The following is an 18,799-nucleotide window of genomic DNA, read 5'->3' as shown; positions in this document are numbered from 1 at the left end:
ATATTACTAATATTATATGAACATTTTCTATTTGTTTTTCTGTTGTATTATATCGTAATATTGTATTATTTACAATAAATTTAAAGAAATTATTCGTTTTTTTTGTCGATTTTATAAAAAATTGAGGTAATTTTTTATAAAAAATAATTATTTCTAAAGATAAATGTTACAGAAGTATAATAAACGTTATACTTCTATAACATTTATACTATTAATGGAAATTCATTAGAAATAAGTTTGTGATATAATTATAAATGTACTGAATACAAGAATGTTTCGTAAAAACTTTTTAATATATTGAAAGTACATATAATAGCTTAATATAATAATAAAAATCAATTTAAAAATAATATAATTTATAGTGGAGGAGAAAATGACTAAGATTATTAAAGTACAAAAGCCTAAATTTACAGGAGAATTAGAAAATGTTGAAAATATTGAAGCTATATTAGATGATATATTCAATGATGAAAAAATATTTAATAAAACTATAGAAAATGAGGTTATAAGTGATTTGGATATTACAAGAGCAAGTTTTGAATCTTGTATATTTAGAAATGTATCCTTTGAAAATTGTAATTTAAAAAAGATTGACTTACTTGATGTAGTATTTGAAAACTGTAATTTATCTAATACATCTTTCGATGGAGGAAGTATATACAGAGTTGAATTTAAAGACAGTAAATTAATAGGAGTTAGATTGGATGATTGTATACTTAAAAACGTATTATTTAAGGATGTTTTAGGTAGATATTCTAACTTCTCGTTTTCTAAGTTTAAGACAGTTTCTATTTTAGATTCAAATTTTGAAAATTCTGTATTTCAGGAAGTAAAAAATGAAAATTTAGTATTCGAGTATACAAATTTAAAAAAAGCGAATTTTAATGGAACTAAACTTTCTGGAGTAGATTTTACTACTAATAATATTGAAGGTATTGAAGTAGGAATAAATGATATTAGAGGAGCTTGTTTTGATGTGTCGCAAGCAATCGATTTAACAAAACTGATGGGAATTATCATAAAATGAAAATTATATGCAAATATTAAATTGGGAAAACGTTAACAATGTGAGAATTTTTACCAGATTGACATTTTTATGAAAATAAAGTAAGATTATCTTAATATTCAAAATATTTTCAAAGGGGGTAGTTTGGTGTGAGTAAGCAGATGAGAGATATTTTTATAGTTGGTTTTGCTTTGTTTTCTATGTTCTTTGGCGCAGGAAATCTTATGTTCCCTCCATTTTTAGGAATGGAATCCGGTAAAGACTGGTTAATTCCTCTTGTTGGCTTTGTTGTTGCAGATGCTGGTATAGCAATGCTTGTTATTATAGCAACAGCAAGATGTAAAGGAAGCATGGATGATGTACTTAGAAGAGCAGGTAAAGGATTAGCAAGAGTAATGAGTGTAGCTGCTCTAGCATGTTTAGCACTTCTTGTTATACCAAGAACTTGTGCGACAACATATGAAATGGGTATTATACCTATATTTGGAGATCATGGAGCAGTAGCTAAAGCAGTATTTTCAGTAATATTCTTTGGTTTAACTTTAGCATTTACGATTAGGTCTTCTAAAGTTATAGACATAATAGGTAAATATTTAACTCCAGCGTTATTATTAGTATTATTTGTTCTAATTGTAAAAGGGATAATATCTCCAGCAGGACCTATGAGTCCAGAACATATGATAGATAAAAATCTATTTGGTGAAGGTATATCACAAGGTTACCAAACAATGGATGCTCTAGGTGCAGCTTCTATGGCTACTATAATGTTAATGTCTATAGTAGCTAAAGGATATACATCAGATAAAGACCAAATAGGTATGACTATTAAAGCTGGTTTTGTAGCCTGTGTATTCCTAGCATTAGTATATGGTGGTCTTACTTATCTAGGAGCAACAGCTTCAACTTTATATGATACTAGCATACCTCAAGCATCTTTATTAGTTGAGATAACTAGTATACTATTATATGGCCAAGTAGGAAAGATAATTCTAGGTGTAATTGTAGCACTTGCCTGTTTAACTACTTCTACAGGTCTAACAGCATCAATTTCAACTTATTTTGAAGGAATAAGTAAAGCAACTTACAAACAACTAGTTATAGGTATATGTGTGGCTAGTATGCTTATATCTAATTTGGGTGTTGATGCTATAATAGCTATATCAGTTCCAATTCTACAAACAATATATCCTGTTTTATTAGCAATAGTTATCATGGAATTGGCTGGTAAGCATATAAAAAATGATAATGCATTTAAAGGTGCAGCATATGTTACATTAGTAGTTAGTGTATTATCAGCTGTAAATGGAATGACAGGAGCTGTTCCATTTATACAAAGTTTACCACTTGCAGGTTTGGGCTTTAACTGGGTAATACCAGCTATATTGGGTGGAATAGTTGGTAACTTCATAAAAAGCAACAAACAAATAGCATAGTAATTTATAATTAATTTAATTTTATAATATATAATTTTTTAGTACTATGGGTAGATTTAATTAAAATCTAATCTGCCTATAGTACTTTTTAGATTGGATTTTAATAGTTGGGATATAATTTTTTATAATATAATTTTTCTTTGAAGTATGATAAAATTAGTAATAGTGATAAGAAAGTACAAATTTAGGAGGTTTTAACTAATGCTTAAAAAAATAACAGCATTTATGCTATCTATATGTTTAATCATTGGACTTACGGGCTGTAGCTTAATTACAGGCAAAAATGATAAAGAGAAAACCATTGATGATTTTAAAGTTGCAGTAGTAACTCAGCCATTATCTGAAAATAAAGTACAATACAATATAGTAGAAGATTTAGCAAAAGAGTATAAGGAAGCTAATGAAACTGATAAAGAAAAAGATGGTGAAACTAGAGTTGAGCGAACTATAAAACATGTTGTGTTGCCAGAAAACTTTACTTCTAATATAGATAAGTCTATAAATGAAATAGTAAAATTGGCTGATGACGAAGAAATTCAGGCGATTGTAGTATCAACAGACCAAGCAGGCCTTTTACCAGCATTACAAAAGGTAAAAGAAAAACGTCCAGAAATAGTAACTATTTCAGCTCCAATGGGAGAGGACAAAAACCAATTGAGTCAATATGTAGATGTAAATCTAGGGATTGATACAGAGGGAAGAGGAAAGTTATTAGCTGAACGTTCAAAGGAATTGGGAGCAAAAGTTTTTATTCATTATGCATCTAAGGATGATTTGAAAGATGCCAATATCGCTAAAAGACTGGAAAAAATTAAAGAGACTTGTAGAAATTTAGGAATGCAATTTGTACAAGTTGATACACCAAATGTAAATACAGAAGAAGATAAAGTCAAAATGAAGCAATTTTTAAATGAAGATATTGACAAACAAGTTAAGAAGTATGGAAAAGATATAAATGTATTTGGCGTAAATGAGTATATGGATGAAGTTATATTAACTAAAGCTTTAGAGTTAAAATATATAGTTGCAGAGCAAAGTAATCCATCACCAGTAGATACGTATCCTAGAGTTATGGGACTTAAAATAGCTAAAAAGGATGCTCAAAATTATGACAAGATAAATGATATGATAAGTGAAAAGGCTAAAGCTGCTGGCATGTCAAATAGACTTGGTGGATATCCTATGCCAATGGATGCTTTTATACCATCATTAGCAACTTATCTTGCGACTGAAATGGTACTTCAAGATTTAACACAGGAAGATGTATGTGACCCAGACTATTTAGAGGCGTTTGCAGAATTAAAATTTGGTATTGGTTCAGAGTTTATACCTTTAACAGATACACTTTATAATTATCAATCAGTAATATTAAATCAATTAATATATTAATATTAAAAGCTATGAAACTAATAATAAAAATTATTATTTCATAGCTTTTTTGCGGAAAGTATATTTTGTTAATTTATAATAAGTTATAGTAAAATAATATTTATAACTATAGATATAAGCCTTAAAGTAGTAAATTTGAATTACTATAAAATTAAACTATATTATTTTCTATAATTTTTATACCTTTTTCAGTAATAGAAGTACCTTTTCTTCCTTTACCAGGATTTAGATATTCATTAGAAGTTAAATATTCTAGCATATTTCTTACTTCATATTCTGTAACATTATGTTCCATAAATTTCATAAGTTTTGCTCTTCCCATAGGCTTTATATATAGTGATTTTAGGATAGCAATACATATGTTTTTGTCATATTGATTTAAATCATGAAATATAGATATATTTCCTAACATATTATGATTATTTAATTTTGAAGATATATTTTGTGGCAAGTCATTTATTGTAAGTTGATTAGAACCCATATAAGCCATATATTCAATACAATTTCTTAATTCTCTAATATTGCCCATCCAAGGATAAGAATTTAAAGCCATTAATAGGCTTTTATCAAGTTTAATATTTTTATAGGGAAGTTCTTTTAAAAATGATTCCAAAAGAAGCGGTATGTCTTCCAATCTGTTTCTAAGAGGAGGTAACTCTAAAGTGAACATACTTATCCTGTAAAACAAATCCATTCTAAACTTATTTTCTAAAATTAGTTTTTCTAAGTCCTTATTTGTAGCAGCTAGTATTCTTACATCAATTGGAATAATATTTGTACCACCAATTTTCCTTATTTCTTTTTCTTGTAAAACTCTTAAGAGCTTTACTTGTAAATCATGTGGCATATCTCCTATCTCATCTAAAAATATGGTTCCAGTATGAGCTAATTCAAACAATCCCCTCTTTCCACCTTTTTTTGCTCCAGTAAAAGAACCATCTTCATATCCAAATAGTTCACTTTCAAGTAACTCACTTGGTAGTGAAGCACAATTTATTGCAACAAAAGGTTTATTTTTTCTATGAGAATGGTTGTGTATTGATTGAGTAAAGGCTTCTTTACCAGTACCTGTTTCGCCAGTTATTAGTATGGGGTTATCTGTGAGTGCCATTTTTTTTGCTTTTTTAATACAATCCTTTATAACAGCACTATTTCCAATTATATTATTGAACTTGTACTTGGCTATATAACCTCTTTTAACAGAGTCACTTCTTATTTTTTGCTCTAGTATTTCTATCTTGCTTACATCTTTTAGTGTGATTAAGCAACCTTCTATATTTTTATAAAGATAAAATGGTTTTTTTGATAGTATAAATTTCTTGTCTATTTCATCTATATATATAATCATATTATCTATGTCTAAGTTTTTTGTGATTTTATCTAAAAAACTTTTTGGTAAATATTCCATTAGAGAAGGAGACTTTATGAGCCTTTCATCTAATTCTAACATGCTTAGTAAAGATTTATTTACAAATGTAACCTTGTTGAATGTATTGAAAAATATTAATCCATCTCCAATTTCGTCAATAGTCATATAGAGTATAGTTTTTAATTTAGATATATTATCTAATGATGTATTTAAAAAGTCATGACTAAGTATTTCCTTAGATAGCTTGTATAGTTTTTCTATAAATTTCTCGTTTTTTAACTTTAATACTACTAGTAACGACATATATGTATCTAATGAAATTTTTCTCCAACCCAAGTCAACTATATTTTTTATGTATTTTGGTATAAATCTAGTCTGGCCTGGTGTTATAGCTGTATCTAAATCATATATTTCTTCACAGTTTGGGTATGTTGGTACAAAATCGATATGATTTATTCCTATTTTATATAGATAAGTAGCCATTTCAAACGCTGAAGTTTTATTTGTAGTCATAAGTAATGATTTTGTATCTGGAGGTAGTTTCATCATTTTATCATATCCAAGCTTTGAAAGTGCTTTTGTTCCATGGATAATTTCAATATCTTCCTTAAAGTGCTTTATTAAAAAATTACTGGTTAAAGGTGATAGAGAAAGAACTACATCGCCCTCTAAATTCTCTTTTATACCATCAAGTATGTTTTGTGTTTCTATACTTATTTCATCTCCAAAAAAGCTTATTAACTCTTCTTTGTAGTGGTCAGCATTTAATTTATCATATGTTATAAGGATTAATTTTTTTCTGTCCATTTTATTTCTCCTAACTAAGGTAATATTTAGTTTGCTTTTTTAAGAGCAGAACAAGTTATATTATACAACAAATAACATGATAAATTTATATATTTGTCCAAATAATAGGTTTTTGTAGGTTTTTATCCTATAAAATCCTGTTTATAAAATTAGTTTGAAAAATTATAGAGAGAAATCTTTATAATATAAAGATTTTTCTACTGTATGTCAACAAAAGGTACATAAATATAAATTTAAAAAGTTAGCAATTGCAAGCAGTTTATATGATGTAAAAAATTAACTATAAAAAAATAAATGAAAAAATATTATTATTAAAGTATTGGCATGGGTTTTGCTTAATAAAAAGGTGTACTAATAAAATTTATTTAAGCAGGAGGGAGAATTTATATGAGCAAACTAGAATCAACAACAGAAAAAGTAGAAGTTAAGTGGTATGGGTATGTAGCATTAATATTAGGAGCATTATTCTTTTCAGGAATATTTAAAGATGCACCTGGAGCATTAAAAGTACTAGATTTTAATAATGTATTAGGAAACTTTGGTTCATTGGGAACAGTTAATGATGGTGTAGGTACATTAGCTGCAAACTTCAGAGGGGATGGAGGGACTGGTCCTCGTGATGGATGGCTATATGCGTTAACTTTAATACCATCAGTTATGTTTGCACTTGGAATAGTTAGAGTTATAGACCACTTAGATGGTATGAAAGCAGCACAAAAACTTCTTAGTCCACTATTAAAACCATTACTAGGATTACCTGGATTTGCAGGATTAACTTTAATAGCTAGTTTACAATCTACAGACGCTGCTGCATCTATGACTAAGGAACTTAAAGATGATGGATATATAGATGAAAAGCAAAAAGCTGTTTTCTGTGCATTTCAATTTTCTGGCGCATCAGCAATCACAAATTTCTTTGCCTCAGGAGCAGCATTATTTCCATTTATAGGTGATGTTCCAATATTTATACCACTTGCCTTAATATTAATTATGAAATTTGTTGGAGCAAACTTACTTAGATTATACTTAAATAAATTCGAGAAGGAGGAAGCTTAATATGAGTGATATAGCAAAAAAAGAGGTAAAAGTTAAAAAAGGAAATGTGATAGATGCATTTATTGGTGGAGCTAGAAATGGGTTTCAAATAAGCACAAATTCAATGGCTCCAAATGTTATATTTGGTTTTGCTATAATTTCTATATTCAATTTAACTGGTCTTTTAGATATAATAGGAACAATTTTCACACCTGTAATGAGTATATTTGGACTTCCAGGCGTTGCAGCAACTGCAATAATGACAATATTTATATCAATGGGAGGAGCTTCTGGGGTAATAGCTGGCTTGTTTACAGCAGGTCAAATAAATCAAGCACATGTTGCAATACTTTTACCAATGTTATTACTTTCAGGGGCTCAGATACAATTTATGGGTAGGTTGTTAGGAACAGCTGAATTAAAAACTAAATACTATCCACATATGTTTATAATAGCAACTTTAAATGGATGTATTGCAATGCTTATAATGAACTATTTTGTAGTATAGACAACAAGTAATATAGAGTAAAATTAAAATTTATGGAGGTATTATATTATGGAAAATAATAAAAGTTATATTGACTATGTACATAAGGTGTATGATTATTTGCATACAATTCCAGAAAAAGGATTTGAAGAATACAAGACATCTACATTTATTTTAGAAGAGCTTAAAAAAATGGGATTTGAAAATATAGATGAAGGAGTTGCAGGAACTGGTATTATAGTAACAATAGATTCTAAAAAAGAAGGGCCAGTATTTGCTATAAGGGCAGATATAGATGCATTAGAATTTATAATAGATGGAGAAAAGAAAATGATACATGCTTGTGGTCATGATGGACATACTTCAATGCTTCTAACAGCTGCGAGCTTAATAAAAGAAAGGGACTTAGTAAAAAAAGGAAAACTTAAAATAATTTTTCAACCAGGTGAAGAAAAACTTTATGGGGCATTGAGAGTAATAGATTCTGGTTTATTAGATGATGTTGAAGAGATGGTAGGTATGCATTTAAGACCTGGTCAAGATTGTAGATTAGGAAAGGCTATACCTGCAATGTATCATTGTGCTAGTTGTATAATGGAATTTACTATTAAAGGTATTACTTGTCATGGTTCTAAGCCACACTTAGGTGTAAATGCAGTAGATGCTGTTTGTTTAGCAGTAAATGCAATAAATGCAATAAGAGTAAATCCAGCTGTTCCAAATTCTATTAAAGTTACAAATATATCAGTTAAAGGGGAAACATATAATAATATACCAGATGAAGCTTTTATGGCTTTAGATATAAGAGCAGAGAGTAATGAAATAATAGAAGAATTAAAAGAAAAAGCTATTCATGCTATAAAAACTGCTGCAAGTTCCATAAATGCAGAGGCTATATTGCTTTCAAAAGATGGAGTTCCAGCAGCAGAGTTTGATGAAGGTCTTGTAAATTTAGCTGAAGAGACTATCAAAGATGTACTTGGTGAAGATGCATCTATAGGCGTATTTAAAAACTCTGGTGGAGAAGATTTTCACTATTATACTCAAAAACTAAAATGTAAGACTACATATATTGGACTGGGTGCTGATGCTACACCAGGATTCCACAATCCTAATGTGACATTTGATACTAAAGCTTTAGAATATGGGGTGGATATATGGTGTAGGCTAGTTGAAAAGAGATTAGGATAGCATTAAATTAATTTCTCTATAATTAAAAAAATTTAGGAATATGAAATTAGAAATATGAAAAGAGATTTTTATGTTAGTTGCAATATTATTGACATAAATAGTCTCTTTTTATTTTGTTGTAGTGAAGTTGTGTTTATAATATCGAAAAAATCTATCATAGGAAAAATATGTATATTTTAAATCTATTAGAGCAAAAAGTGTTATTATTATAGTGTGTAGAGTGATAAAATGTCATTAGATTACAAGTAGTGACAAATTTAATATTTATAGAATTTATATTTTTAGGAGGCTTAAATGAATAAATATAATTTTGATAGAGTTGTAGACAGAGTAGGAACAGACTGTGTAAAGTGGGATTTCAGAACTAATTGTTCACCAAAAGCACAAAAAGATGGTTTACCTTTTTGGATTGCAGATATGGATTTTGAATGTGCAGAACCAATAATAGAAGCATTACATAAAAAAATTGACCATAAAATATTTGGATATAGTTCTAATAATAGTGATAGATATTTTGATGCAGTTTGTGGGTGGTACAAAAGAAGATTTAACTGGGAAGTAAATAGAGAAGATATTGTTTTTAGTCCTGGAGTTGTACCTGCTGTTGCTATTTTAGTAAGAATATTAACAAACTCTGGAGAAGGAGTAATAGTTCAAAAACCAGTATATTATCCATTTGAAGCAAAGATAAAAAGTAATAATAGGGAAGTTGTAAACAATTCTCTAATATATGAAAATGGAACTTATAGAATGGATTATGCTGATTTAGAAGAAAAAGCTAAGTGTGACAATAATAAAGTACTTGTACTTTGTAGTCCCCACAATCCTGTTGGTAGAGTATGGAGAGAAGAAGAATTAAAAAAGGTTGTAGAAATATGCAAAAAATATGACTTATGGATAATAGCAGATGAAATACATTCTGACTTAATTCGAAAAGGATTTAAACATACTCCTTTACAATCATTATGCCCAGAATATAAAGAGAAGATAGTTACATGTATAGCTCCAAGTAAGACATTCAATTTAGCTGGAATGCAATTATCCAATATAATAGTGAATAATAAAGAATTAAAGAAAAAGTATCTAGATGAAGTTACAGCTGTTGGAGTTGGTACTTCACCAAATCCTTTTGCTATTGTAGCTACTATAGCAGCATATAATGAAAGTGAAGATTGGCTTGATGAATTAAATCAATATCTAGATAATAATATAAAATTTATTGATGAATATTTAAAAGAAAACTTACCAAAAGTTAAACTTGTTTATCCAGAAGGAACATATCTAGTTTGGCTAGACTTTAATGCTTATGGATTAAATGAAGTAGAACTTGAAGATTTAATGTTTAAAAAAGCCAATGTATTATTTGATGAAGGTTATATATTTGGAAAAGAAGGTATTGGGTTTGAAAGAATAAATGTAGCATGCCCACAATCTCTATTAAAAGAAGGTATGGATAGATTAAAAACTACATTTGAAAACTTATAAAGCATAGGTAAAAATTTATAAAGTATACAAAAAAATAAAAAATAATAAACTTGACAAAATTTAACTAATCACTTATCATACTATTATGAATAAATAGAAAACATAAAAGTTAACTTTTATTAAAGTAAAAATAAAACTTTAAAGACGTTGAAAGGAAGAGTAGGTATAGAATGTAATTAAAGCGAGTTGGTGATGGTGTGAGACCAATATGAAGTCTATAGTGAAGAACATCCTGGAGTTGCTAACTGAAATTTTAAAAGAGTAGGCTTAGTCGGAACCAAACCGTTATCATATTGGGATGTATCGAGTAATATCTGTACATTATGAGCTGGGTTTGAATTTATTTCAAACTAATCAGGGTGGTACCGCGGAAAAGCAACCTTTCGTCCCTTTTTATAGGGATGAGAGGTTTTTTTAATGGAAAAATATATAAAATATAGGGAGTGAATAGTATGAGTACAATAATACCAAAAGATTATAAAAGCAGTCTAAATGTAATTGATACACAAGTAGCTATAAAAAAATTAAAAGATTTCTTTGAAATGAGATTGAGTAATGAGTTAAATCTAATAAGAGTTTCTTCACCACTATTTGTATTGCCTGAGACAGGGGCAAATGATAATTTAAATGGAGAAAAAGCAGTAAGCTTTGATATACCATTTATGGATAAAAATGCAGAAATTGTTCAATCACTTGCAAAATGGAAGAGATTAGCTCTTAAAAAATATGGTTTTGCAGTTGGAAGTGGTTTATATACAGATATGAATGCAATAAGAAAAAATGAAGAATTGGATAATATACATTCTTTATATGTAGACCAATGGGACTGGGAATTAGTTATAGAAAAAAGTAGCAGAAATGAAAAAACTTTGGAAGATGTTGTAAAAAGATTATATGGAGTATTTAAAGATACTGAAATATTTGTGTGTAGTATGTATGAAGGTATAAAAGAAATTTTACCAGAAGAAATAACATTTATAACATCACAGGAACTAGAAGATATGTATCCAGAGTTATCTCCTAAAGAAAGAGAAGATAAAATTGTAAAAGATAAAAAAGCTGTATTTATAACACAAATAGGAAAGACATTAATATCAGGAGAAAAACATGATGGAAGAAGTCCAGATTATGATGACTGGGAATTAAATGGAGATATACTATTTTATAACCCTGTTCTAGATTCTGCATTAGAATTATCATCAATGGGAATTAGAGTTGATGAAGAATCACTAGATAGACAGTTAAAGCTTGCTGGATGTGAAGATAGAAAAGAATTTGATTATCACAAAATGCTTTTAAATGGTGAGCTTCCATATACAATTGGTGGAGGAATTGGTCAATCGAGAATATGTATGTATTTCTTGCAAAAGGCACATATAGGTGAAGTGCAAGTTGGAGTATGGCCACAAGATATGATTGAAAATTTTAGAAATGCAGGAATAGAGTTGTTATAATTAAAAATAAATTGATATTATTAAAAAAATTATAAATGATTTAAAATACTTAAGTTAAGATATAACATTCCATATGTAAGCAATACAATTTAAGTATAAACTAATTAATAAATTTATATCTAAAATATTCATCAAATTAATTATATCGGTTATAATGTAGAGTAACCTATGATTATAAGAGGTGATAAATATGGAACTTTTAAAAAGAGTTATTGATATAATTTTAGATACTTTAAAAAAAATTTTAGTAAGATTTAAAAATGCTAAGTTTGGATTACTTTTTATATTTGATTTACTTAAACTACCAGATTTTATGACAGATAAAAGAATAAATATAATTAATAAGGTCAAAGTAGTTTCTGTATTAGTTTTTACTGTATCCTATTTTGTATCTGGTATTGATATAATACCTGAAATGATTGCTGGAGTATTTGGATTTATAGATGATGCTATAGTATTAATTTGGAGCATAGGTATTGTGAATGAAGAAATTAATAAATACAGAATCATTGCAAAAAAGGAGAAACATTCAAATATAATTGAAAATGTAGAATTTTCTATAAAAGATGAAGAAGAATAACATTTTATATGTGTTATTCTTTTTTTTATTAACAAAAAATGGTTAAATTGTTGACGGAGAGATAAAACTCTATTATCATAAGAAGTGGGGATTCAATGATTGACAAAGTATTCAATGTACAAGAATACTTAATCTAAAAAATTTATGGAGGGTAAAAGTTATGAGTAAGAAAAAGATAGGTTTAGTGCCTAAACTAATCATCGGTATCATAGTCGGTATTTTAATCGGAAGTTATGCACCAGAAATAATAGTTCAAATATTAGTAACAGTTAGTACTTTATTCTCAGCATTCTTAAAGTTTGTTATACCATTTATAATTATAGGATTTGTAACAGCAGGAATAGCTGACTTAGCAACAGGAGCAGGAAAGTTATTAGGAATAACTACAGGAATAGCATATGGTTCTACTTTAATTGCAGGAGTATTGTCATTTGCAGTGTCTATGTTAATATTTCCAAATTTTATTGATGCAAGTGTAGCAAGTCAAATTGGAGACCCAGAAGCAGGAATGTTAGCACCAATATTTACAATTCCACTAGAGCCTATGGTAGATGTAACAGCAGCAATAGTGTTTGCATTTGTAATGGGGCTTGGAATATCAGCTTTGAGAAATCATGGAAAAGGAGAAGTTCTATTTAATTTCTTCCAAGAATTCCAAGAAATCGTAACGAAAACGTTGTCAACAGTAATTATACCTTTATTACCATTATACATAGCAGGAACTTTTGCGAATATAACTATAGCAGGACAAGTATGGACAATATTAGGAGTATTCTGGAAGGTTTATTTAGTAGTAATACCATTACACTTTGTATATATGGCATGTCAATTCACAGCAGCAGGAGCATTCTCAGGAAAGAATCCAATCAAAATGTTAAAAAATCAAATACCTGGATATTTAACAGCTATAGGTACTCAATCTTCAGCAGCAACTATACCAGTTAATGTTGGTTGTGCAGAAAACAATGGAGTAAGTAAACAAATAAGAGAATTCGTTGTACCTCTTTGTGCAACAATACATTTATCAGGCAGTATGATATCTATAACAGGATTTACAACAGCGGTTTTAATGATGAATGGTATGCCACATGGAATCGATGTGTTATTCCCTTACATTGCAATGTTAGGTATAGCAATGGTTGCAGCACCAGGAGCACCAGGAGGAGCTATAATGAGTGCACTTCCTTTCTTACCAATGGTTGGAATACCATCAGATGGTGGTCTTGCAAGCTTAATGATAGCTCTATACTTAACTCAAGATAGTTTTGGTACAGCATGTAATGTATCAGGAGACAATGCAATAGCAGTTGTTGTAGACAAGATAAATGATGGAATGAGCAAAAAAGGAAATAAAGAAAAACAAAGCGCTTAATTTCTTAATAAATAAAAATGAGCTATCTCAAAAAGAGATAGCTCATTTTTTTATAATTTATAATTATAAGTTTTTCATAATTGTATCTTTTTGTATTCTTTATGCTAATCTGTATCTAGTCTTTTTCTATTTAAAAACTGTTTTAAGAGATGATATTAATAATTTATTTTCATCAGGCTTTAATATACATACTCTAAAAAAGTATTCATCTAAACCTTCAAATGAGTAACAATCTCTTATTATTATTTTTTGTGGAATTAGTTTTTCACGAAGGGCTTTAGATGTCAATTCATGTGTTTTGATTTTACATAATATAAAATTACCTTGAGTATCATATACATCTAGGCTGTCTATGCTTTTAAGCTCCCTAAGTAAGTAATTTCTTTCAGTATTCATTAAGGTAATAGTATTAGAGATAAAGTTTGAATCTCTAAACATTATTTCTCCCATCTTAGAGGCCACTATGTTGATATTCCATAAATCTAAGTTGTTATTTATTTTATTCTTAACATCATTATCAGATATAAGACCATATCCAAGTCTTATGCCAGGTGTTGAAAAAAACTTTGATGTTCCTCTTATAACAAATAAATTAGAATAATCATCTACTAATTGAGTAGAAGAGTATATATTTGTATCAGTAAACTCTACATAAGTTTCATCAATCATTAAAAACTTATCTGTGTTTTTTAATAATTCTCTTATTTCTATTTTAGTAAATGCAAATCCAGTTGGATTACTAGGATTGCAGATTACAACTAAATCATAGTCTTTAGAATTAATAGTCTTTATAAGATTTTCTAATTCTATATGAAAATTATCTTCTTCGTTAGCAAAATATTTATCTATAGAACAATTAATTTTAGACAGTTCTTTTTCATACTCTGAATAAACAGGAGAAAGCAAAAGAACTTGTTTAGGGTTAATTGTATGTATAAAAGATGAAATTAATTCTGTAGCTCCACTACCAAGTACTATGTTATCTATAGAACACTTACAGTAGTTAGATATAGAAGTTTTTAAGTCTATGTAATCAGGGTCAGGATACATAGATACTATATCTATATTGTTTACAATGTATTGTTTGGCTAAATCTGATGTACCAAAAGGATTTATATTAGAGCTAAAATCCATAAATTCTTCTTTTGAAAAGCCATACTTACTAGATAAACTATATAAATTAGCTCCATGATTTGTGCTCATAAAAGTACCTCCAAAAATAAAATTATATAATTAATAAAAATAACTGATTAATATATTTACATATAGATTATAATACAAAGGAATATTTATTCCAAATTTTTAAGAGAAAAAGCAAAAAAGTATGGATAAGCTGTTAATTTAGGTTTAAAAATGATGAAAAAGATTTTAATTGATATTTTAGTATGCTATAATATATAGGTTAATAGATGGAAAGCGGGAGGATTCAAGATGTACAAAGTTACAGGAAAAATGTTGACAGAAGAACAGATAAAAGCAAAAGTTTATGAATTAGGTAAAAAAATAGAAGAAGATTTTAAAGGTGAAGATTTACTAGTAGTAGGTATACTTAAAGGAGCTAGTGTATTTGTTTCAGATTTAATAAGATGTATAGATTTAGATGTAAATATAGATTTTATGAGTGTTACAAGTTATGGAAATTCAACAGAATCTTCTGGTACAGTTAAAATATTAAAAGACTTAGATGTAGATATTGAAGGAAAGAATGTGTTAATTGTAGAGGATATAATAGATTCTGGTTTAACATTAAGCAATCTAGTTGCAGCTTTAAAAACTAGAAATCCAAAATCTCTAAAATTATGTACTCTACTTGATAAACCTCAAAGAAGAAAAGCTAATATACCTGTAGACTATGTTGGATTTGTTATAGAAGATAAATTCATTGTTGGTTATGGAATAGATTATGCTGAAAAATATAGAAATTTACCTTACATAGGTATAGTTGAGGATGTAGAATAGATTTAAATGTGAATTAAAAGCACTAATCTCTGTAGGAGTTAGTGCTTTTTAGTTAAGTATATAAAATTTTAGTAAAGGAGACATCTATATGGATATTCAATTGAGTATATTATTATTTTTCCAGAGTTTAAGAAATCCAATTTTAAACTTTATATTTCTTGTATTTACGGTAAGTACAGAAGCACCATTATTGATATTAATTACAGCCGTTATATATTGGTGTGTAAATAAAAAATGTGGACAAAAAATGTTGTTTGCGATAGTTGGGAATTTTGTTGTGAATCTAGGTATCAAAGAATTTGTAAAGGCTCCTAGACCAATAGGTACAAAAGGTCTTGAATCATTGAGAGTTTCTACCGCTGGAGGATACTCTTTTCCAAGCGCACATACTCAAACTGCAACTACATTTTGGGTTAGTATTATGACTATATTTAAAAGAAACTATATACGTTTATTAGGTGTATTGATGGTTTTAGGGGTAGGATTATCTAGACTATATTTAGCTGTTCATTGGCCTATAGATGTAATTGCTGGCTGGATACTTGGCATATTTTTTACAGTTTTATTTGTAAAAATATTTGACTATATCGATGATAATAAAAAATATATTTTTCTTGTAGCTTTACTTATCCCATTTATATTAATAGCGATATTTCTAAAAAGCCCTGAATATTTTGAGAAATTTGGTATTCTAGTAGGATTTATATTTGGGTATATAGTTGAAGATAAATTTGTTAGATTTACTACAGAAAATAATAATAAAAAAATTAATTTTAGCAATAAAAATAAAAAGCGTAAAAACATAATATTTTCGAGAATATGTAGATTTTTGATTGGAATAGTCACAATAGGAATTTTATACGTTGGTATTAAAGTATTGATTTCAATATTAATAACGACTTTAAATATAAGTGACTCTAGTATGAGTATAATTTTTATGAATTTTATTAAGTATACACTAGTTGTTTTTTATGGAGTAGCAGGAGCTCCTGCATTATTTAAAATTTTGAAATTAAATTGATTTAATTTGTTCTATTGATAGATACTAATTTAATTTCAAAAAAATTTAAGGGTAGAAAAGAGTGATTATTTGAAGAAGATAGTAGTAATAGGTGGTGGACCAGCGGGGATGATAGCAGCATCAACTGCATCTGAAAGAGGGTTTGATGTAACTTTAATTGAAAAAAATCATAAGTTAGGTAAGAAACTTGCAATAACAGGAAAAGGTAGATGTAATATAACTAATGATTGTGATATAGAGGAATTAATAGAAAATGTGCCTACAAATGGCAAATTCTTATATAGTGCTTTTTACACTTATACAAACGATGATGTAATAAGTATGTTTAATAATCTTGGAGTAAAAACTAAAACAGAAAGAGGAAAAAGAGTTTTTCCAGAAAGCGATAAAGCTTTTGATGTTGTAAAAGCTCTTGAAAAACAAGTAAAAAACAAAAAAGTAAATATATTATTGAACTCTAGGGTAGAAAAAATAATCTCTAAAAATAATAAAATCGAAAAAGTAGTTTTAAACAATAAAAAAGAAATCAAGTGCGATTCAGTCATAATAGCAACTGGTGGATTAAGTTATCCACTTACTGGTTCTACTGGAGATGGATATAAATTTGCTATTTCGCAGGGACATACTATTGTGGATACAAAACCATCTTTGATTGGTATAGAAGTTCAAGAAGGTTTTGTAAAAGATTTGGAAAAATTATCATTAAGAAATGTTGAGATAAACGTGTTTAATAGTAAAAAAAAGAAAGTTTATAATGATTTTGGAGAACTTGAATTTACTAAATTCGGTTTAGATGGACCTATAATAAAGTCTGCAAGTTGTAGGATGAAAGATACAACTAAAGAAAATTATACTATACTGCTGGATTTAAAACCTGCATTAGACGAAGAAAAATTAGATAAAAGAGTTCAAAAAGATTTTCAAAAGTATACAAATAAAAAATTTGAAAAAGCATTGGATGATTTGCTTCCTAAAAAACTTATACCTATAATAATAAATTTAAGTGAGATTTCTCCAGATACAGTTGTTCATCAAATTTCTAGGGAACAAAGAAAAAATTTAGTTCATTTACTAAAAAATTTGAAATTTACAGTAAAAAGATATAGACCTATTGATGAAGCAATAATAACTTCTGGTGGAGTGAAAGTGAATGAGATAAACTCAAGTACAATGGAATCAAAATTGGTAGAAGGTTTATTTTTTGCTGGTGAAGTAATAGACATAGATGCATACACAGGAGGATTTAATTTGCAAATAGCTTTTTCAACTGGATATTTGGCAGGTTTTAATTGCTAAAAATTACCTGAATTAAAAATGTTTAAAATCACATAATATTATCAGCAACACAAAATAAATTAAACAGAAGGAAGGTAATCAACATGGCAAGTAACAATAACAACAACAAAACAGTAGTACCAGGAGCAAAAGAAGCTTTAAACCAAATGAAATTAGAAATAGCTAATGAACTTGGTATGAGTAATTATCAACAAGTTGATAAAGGAAACCTTACTGCAAGAGAAAATGGTTATGTAGGTGGATACATGACTAAAAAATTAGTTGAAATGGCTGAGCAACAAATGGCTGGAAAAAACAACAGATAGTTAATAAATAATTATTTATAACTATTAGGCTATTGTTATAGCTAAAGCTATCTCAAATATAGAAAGTAATTTCTAAATTGAGATAGCTTTTTTTTATTAAGTTTTATATGTCGATATTTTTATGTAATAAATTTTAGAAATCTGGATAAAATAGTACAAATGAATATATTACATAAGGAGTGATGTAAAATGAGTAGTGTAAACTTTGAAGATTTAAAAAATAAATTCATTAATAGTGATTTAGATGAAAAAATAAGAATATATACAACAACAGAAGGATTATCAGTAGAACAGTTTAAAGAACTATTGAAATATTATCCAATACAACACTTATCTAAATTAGAAAAAGCTCTTGGATAATATCATATAGAAACAAAAATTAAAAAGGCAATTTGTTTAATATAAAAAAATAGTTTTTATATTAAATAAATTGCCTTTTTATAATAAATTTATTTTATCATGCTTTTGATATATAATTATATATTCTCTCGTTTCCAAGTTCAATAGATCCAGTATTGATAAGTGTAATAATACCTTCTATATCCTTAGGAGTTAAGTACTTATACGGAATTGATAGATTATAACCAGTATCATGTAATAAATTTTTCAA

General features: G+C 28.0%; 17 protein-coding genes and 1 other annotated feature. Of the genes, 15 read left to right on the top strand and 2 right to left on the bottom strand.

All coding sequences use genetic code 11. From position 1 onward, the window contains the following. Positions 1-373 precede the first annotated feature (373 nt). The 3 genes from KGF50_RS14275 (at position 374) to KGF50_RS14265 (ending at position 3,828) form a co-directional block, all read left to right on the top strand. Positions 374-1,027, top strand: coding sequence for a pentapeptide repeat-containing protein (locus KGF50_RS14275; RefSeq protein ID WP_227848668.1), 654 nt, complete (start codon positions 374-376; stop codon positions 1,025-1,027). Between the two features lie 140 nt (positions 1,028-1,167). Further along, on the top strand, positions 1,168-2,439 hold the full coding sequence (gene brnQ, locus KGF50_RS14270) for a branched-chain amino acid transport system II carrier protein (RefSeq protein ID WP_227848669.1): 1,272 nt from the start codon (positions 1,168-1,170) through the stop codon (positions 2,437-2,439). 201 nt (positions 2,440-2,640) lie between these two features. Beyond that, on the top strand, positions 2,641-3,828 hold the full coding sequence (locus tag KGF50_RS14265; protein ID WP_227848667.1) for a DUF3798 domain-containing protein: 1,188 nt from the start codon (positions 2,641-2,643) through the stop codon (positions 3,826-3,828). 151 nt (positions 3,829-3,979) lie between these two features. On the opposite strand, the gene KGF50_RS14260 is transcribed toward KGF50_RS14265, so the two are convergent. Then, the gene (locus tag KGF50_RS14260) at positions 3,980-6,004 is read right to left on the bottom strand and encodes a sigma 54-interacting transcriptional regulator (protein ID WP_227848666.1); all 2,025 of its coding nucleotides are present in this window, start codon (positions 6,002-6,004) and stop codon (positions 3,980-3,982) included. A gap of 387 nt (positions 6,005-6,391) precedes the next feature. Between KGF50_RS14260 and KGF50_RS14255 the strand changes: the two genes are divergently transcribed. The 7 genes from KGF50_RS14255 to KGF50_RS14225 all read left to right on the top strand — a co-directional run bounded on the left by KGF50_RS14255 (position 6,392) and on the right by KGF50_RS14225 (position 13,608). Next, positions 6,392-7,060 carry a nucleoside recognition domain-containing protein gene (locus KGF50_RS14255; RefSeq protein ID WP_227848665.1) on the top strand — a complete coding sequence of 223 codons (669 nt, stop codon included), beginning with the start codon at positions 6,392-6,394 and terminating at the stop codon, positions 7,058-7,060. Between the two features lies 1 nt (position 7,061). After that, positions 7,062-7,547: a YjiG family protein gene (locus KGF50_RS14250; protein WP_227482732.1), complete on the top strand. Its 486-nt coding sequence runs from the start codon at positions 7,062-7,064 to the stop codon at positions 7,545-7,547. A 48-nt stretch (positions 7,548-7,595) separates the two neighbouring features. After that, the gene (locus KGF50_RS14245; RefSeq protein ID WP_227848664.1) at positions 7,596-8,717 is read left to right on the top strand and encodes a M20 peptidase aminoacylase family protein; all 1,122 of its coding nucleotides are present in this window, start codon (positions 7,596-7,598) and stop codon (positions 8,715-8,717) included. A 294-nt stretch (positions 8,718-9,011) separates the two neighbouring features. Beyond that, positions 9,012-10,202: a MalY/PatB family protein gene (locus KGF50_RS14240; protein WP_227848663.1), complete on the top strand. Its 1,191-nt coding sequence runs from the start codon at positions 9,012-9,014 to the stop codon at positions 10,200-10,202. Positions 10,203-10,340: 138 nt separating this feature from the next. Next, positions 10,341-10,596: a binding site (T-box leader), on the top strand. Between the two features lie 58 nt (positions 10,597-10,654). Next, positions 10,655-11,656 carry an aspartate--ammonia ligase gene (asnA, locus tag KGF50_RS14235; RefSeq protein ID WP_227829214.1) on the top strand — a complete coding sequence of 334 codons (1,002 nt, stop codon included), beginning with the start codon at positions 10,655-10,657 and terminating at the stop codon, positions 11,654-11,656. A 190-nt stretch (positions 11,657-11,846) separates the two neighbouring features. Further along, a complete protein-coding gene (locus KGF50_RS14230; RefSeq protein WP_227848662.1) occupies positions 11,847-12,236 on the top strand; it encodes a DUF1232 domain-containing protein in 390 nt (129 codons plus the stop codon). A 160-nt stretch (positions 12,237-12,396) separates the two neighbouring features. Further along, entirely contained in the window at positions 12,397-13,608 is a 1,212-nt protein-coding gene (locus tag KGF50_RS14225) for a dicarboxylate/amino acid:cation symporter (RefSeq protein WP_227848661.1), read from the top strand. Between the two features lie 126 nt (positions 13,609-13,734). On the opposite strand, the gene KGF50_RS14220 is transcribed toward KGF50_RS14225, so the two are convergent. Beyond that, positions 13,735-14,811, bottom strand: coding sequence for a pyridoxal phosphate-dependent aminotransferase (locus tag KGF50_RS14220; RefSeq protein WP_227848660.1), 1,077 nt, complete (start codon positions 14,809-14,811; stop codon positions 13,735-13,737). Positions 14,812-15,039: 228 nt separating this feature from the next. Here KGF50_RS14220 and hpt point away from each other — a divergent pair, with 228 nt between their 5' ends. From hpt to KGF50_RS14195, 5 genes are all read left to right on the top strand, one after another. After that, positions 15,040-15,567 (top strand): hypoxanthine phosphoribosyltransferase, encoded by a 528-nt coding sequence (hpt, locus tag KGF50_RS14215; RefSeq protein WP_227432377.1) that lies wholly within the window; start codon positions 15,040-15,042, stop codon positions 15,565-15,567. An 88-nt stretch (positions 15,568-15,655) separates the two neighbouring features. Next, positions 15,656-16,588: a phosphatase PAP2 family protein gene (locus KGF50_RS14210; protein ID WP_227848659.1), complete on the top strand. Its 933-nt coding sequence runs from the start codon at positions 15,656-15,658 to the stop codon at positions 16,586-16,588. A gap of 69 nt (positions 16,589-16,657) precedes the next feature. Further along, on the top strand, positions 16,658-17,884 hold the full coding sequence (locus KGF50_RS14205; RefSeq protein WP_227848658.1) for an NAD(P)/FAD-dependent oxidoreductase: 1,227 nt from the start codon (positions 16,658-16,660) through the stop codon (positions 17,882-17,884). Positions 17,885-17,967: 83 nt separating this feature from the next. Next, a complete protein-coding gene (locus tag KGF50_RS14200; protein ID WP_227432380.1) occupies positions 17,968-18,189 on the top strand; it encodes an alpha/beta-type small acid-soluble spore protein in 222 nt (73 codons plus the stop codon). A 189-nt stretch (positions 18,190-18,378) separates the two neighbouring features. Beyond that, the gene (locus KGF50_RS14195; RefSeq protein ID WP_003416012.1) at positions 18,379-18,549 is read left to right on the top strand and encodes a hypothetical protein; all 171 of its coding nucleotides are present in this window, start codon (positions 18,379-18,381) and stop codon (positions 18,547-18,549) included. Positions 18,550-18,799: the final 250 nt, after the last annotated feature.

Source organism: Clostridioides sp. ZZV15-6598 (assembly GCF_020657705.1).
Taxonomy (GTDB): Bacteria; Bacillota; Clostridia; order Peptostreptococcales; family Peptostreptococcaceae; genus Clostridioides; species Clostridioides difficile_F.
Note: the sequence above shows the minus strand (reverse complement) of the source record. Positions and strands in the feature narration are given on the sequence as shown.

Coding starts and splice junctions, on each gene's coding strand:
- hpt (WP_227432377.1), top strand. CDS start 15,040: ATGTACAAAGTTACAGGAAAAATGTTGACAGAAGAACAGATAAAAGCA.
- KGF50_RS14250 (WP_227482732.1), top strand. CDS start 7,062: ATGAGTGATATAGCAAAAAAAGAGGTAAAAGTTAAAAAAGGAAATGTG.
- brnQ (WP_227848669.1), top strand. CDS start 1,168: ATGAGAGATATTTTTATAGTTGGTTTTGCTTTGTTTTCTATGTTCTTT.
- KGF50_RS14200 (WP_227432380.1), top strand. CDS start 17,968: ATGGCAAGTAACAATAACAACAACAAAACAGTAGTACCAGGAGCAAAA.
- KGF50_RS14195 (WP_003416012.1), top strand. CDS start 18,379: ATGAGTAGTGTAAACTTTGAAGATTTAAAAAATAAATTCATTAATAGT.
- KGF50_RS14225 (WP_227848661.1), top strand. CDS start 12,397: ATGAGTAAGAAAAAGATAGGTTTAGTGCCTAAACTAATCATCGGTATC.
- KGF50_RS14275 (WP_227848668.1), top strand. CDS start 374: ATGACTAAGATTATTAAAGTACAAAAGCCTAAATTTACAGGAGAATTA.
- KGF50_RS14220 (WP_227848660.1), bottom strand. CDS start 14,811: ATGAGCACAAATCATGGAGCTAATTTATATAGTTTATCTAGTAAGTAT.
- KGF50_RS14210 (WP_227848659.1), top strand. CDS start 15,656: ATGGATATTCAATTGAGTATATTATTATTTTTCCAGAGTTTAAGAAAT.
- asnA (WP_227829214.1), top strand. CDS start 10,655: ATGAGTACAATAATACCAAAAGATTATAAAAGCAGTCTAAATGTAATT.
- KGF50_RS14245 (WP_227848664.1), top strand. CDS start 7,596: ATGGAAAATAATAAAAGTTATATTGACTATGTACATAAGGTGTATGAT.
- KGF50_RS14240 (WP_227848663.1), top strand. CDS start 9,012: ATGAATAAATATAATTTTGATAGAGTTGTAGACAGAGTAGGAACAGAC.
- KGF50_RS14255 (WP_227848665.1), top strand. CDS start 6,392: ATGAGCAAACTAGAATCAACAACAGAAAAAGTAGAAGTTAAGTGGTAT.
- KGF50_RS14260 (WP_227848666.1), bottom strand. CDS start 6,004: ATGGACAGAAAAAAATTAATCCTTATAACATATGATAAATTAAATGCT.
- KGF50_RS14265 (WP_227848667.1), top strand. CDS start 2,641: ATGCTTAAAAAAATAACAGCATTTATGCTATCTATATGTTTAATCATT.
- KGF50_RS14230 (WP_227848662.1), top strand. CDS start 11,847: ATGGAACTTTTAAAAAGAGTTATTGATATAATTTTAGATACTTTAAAA.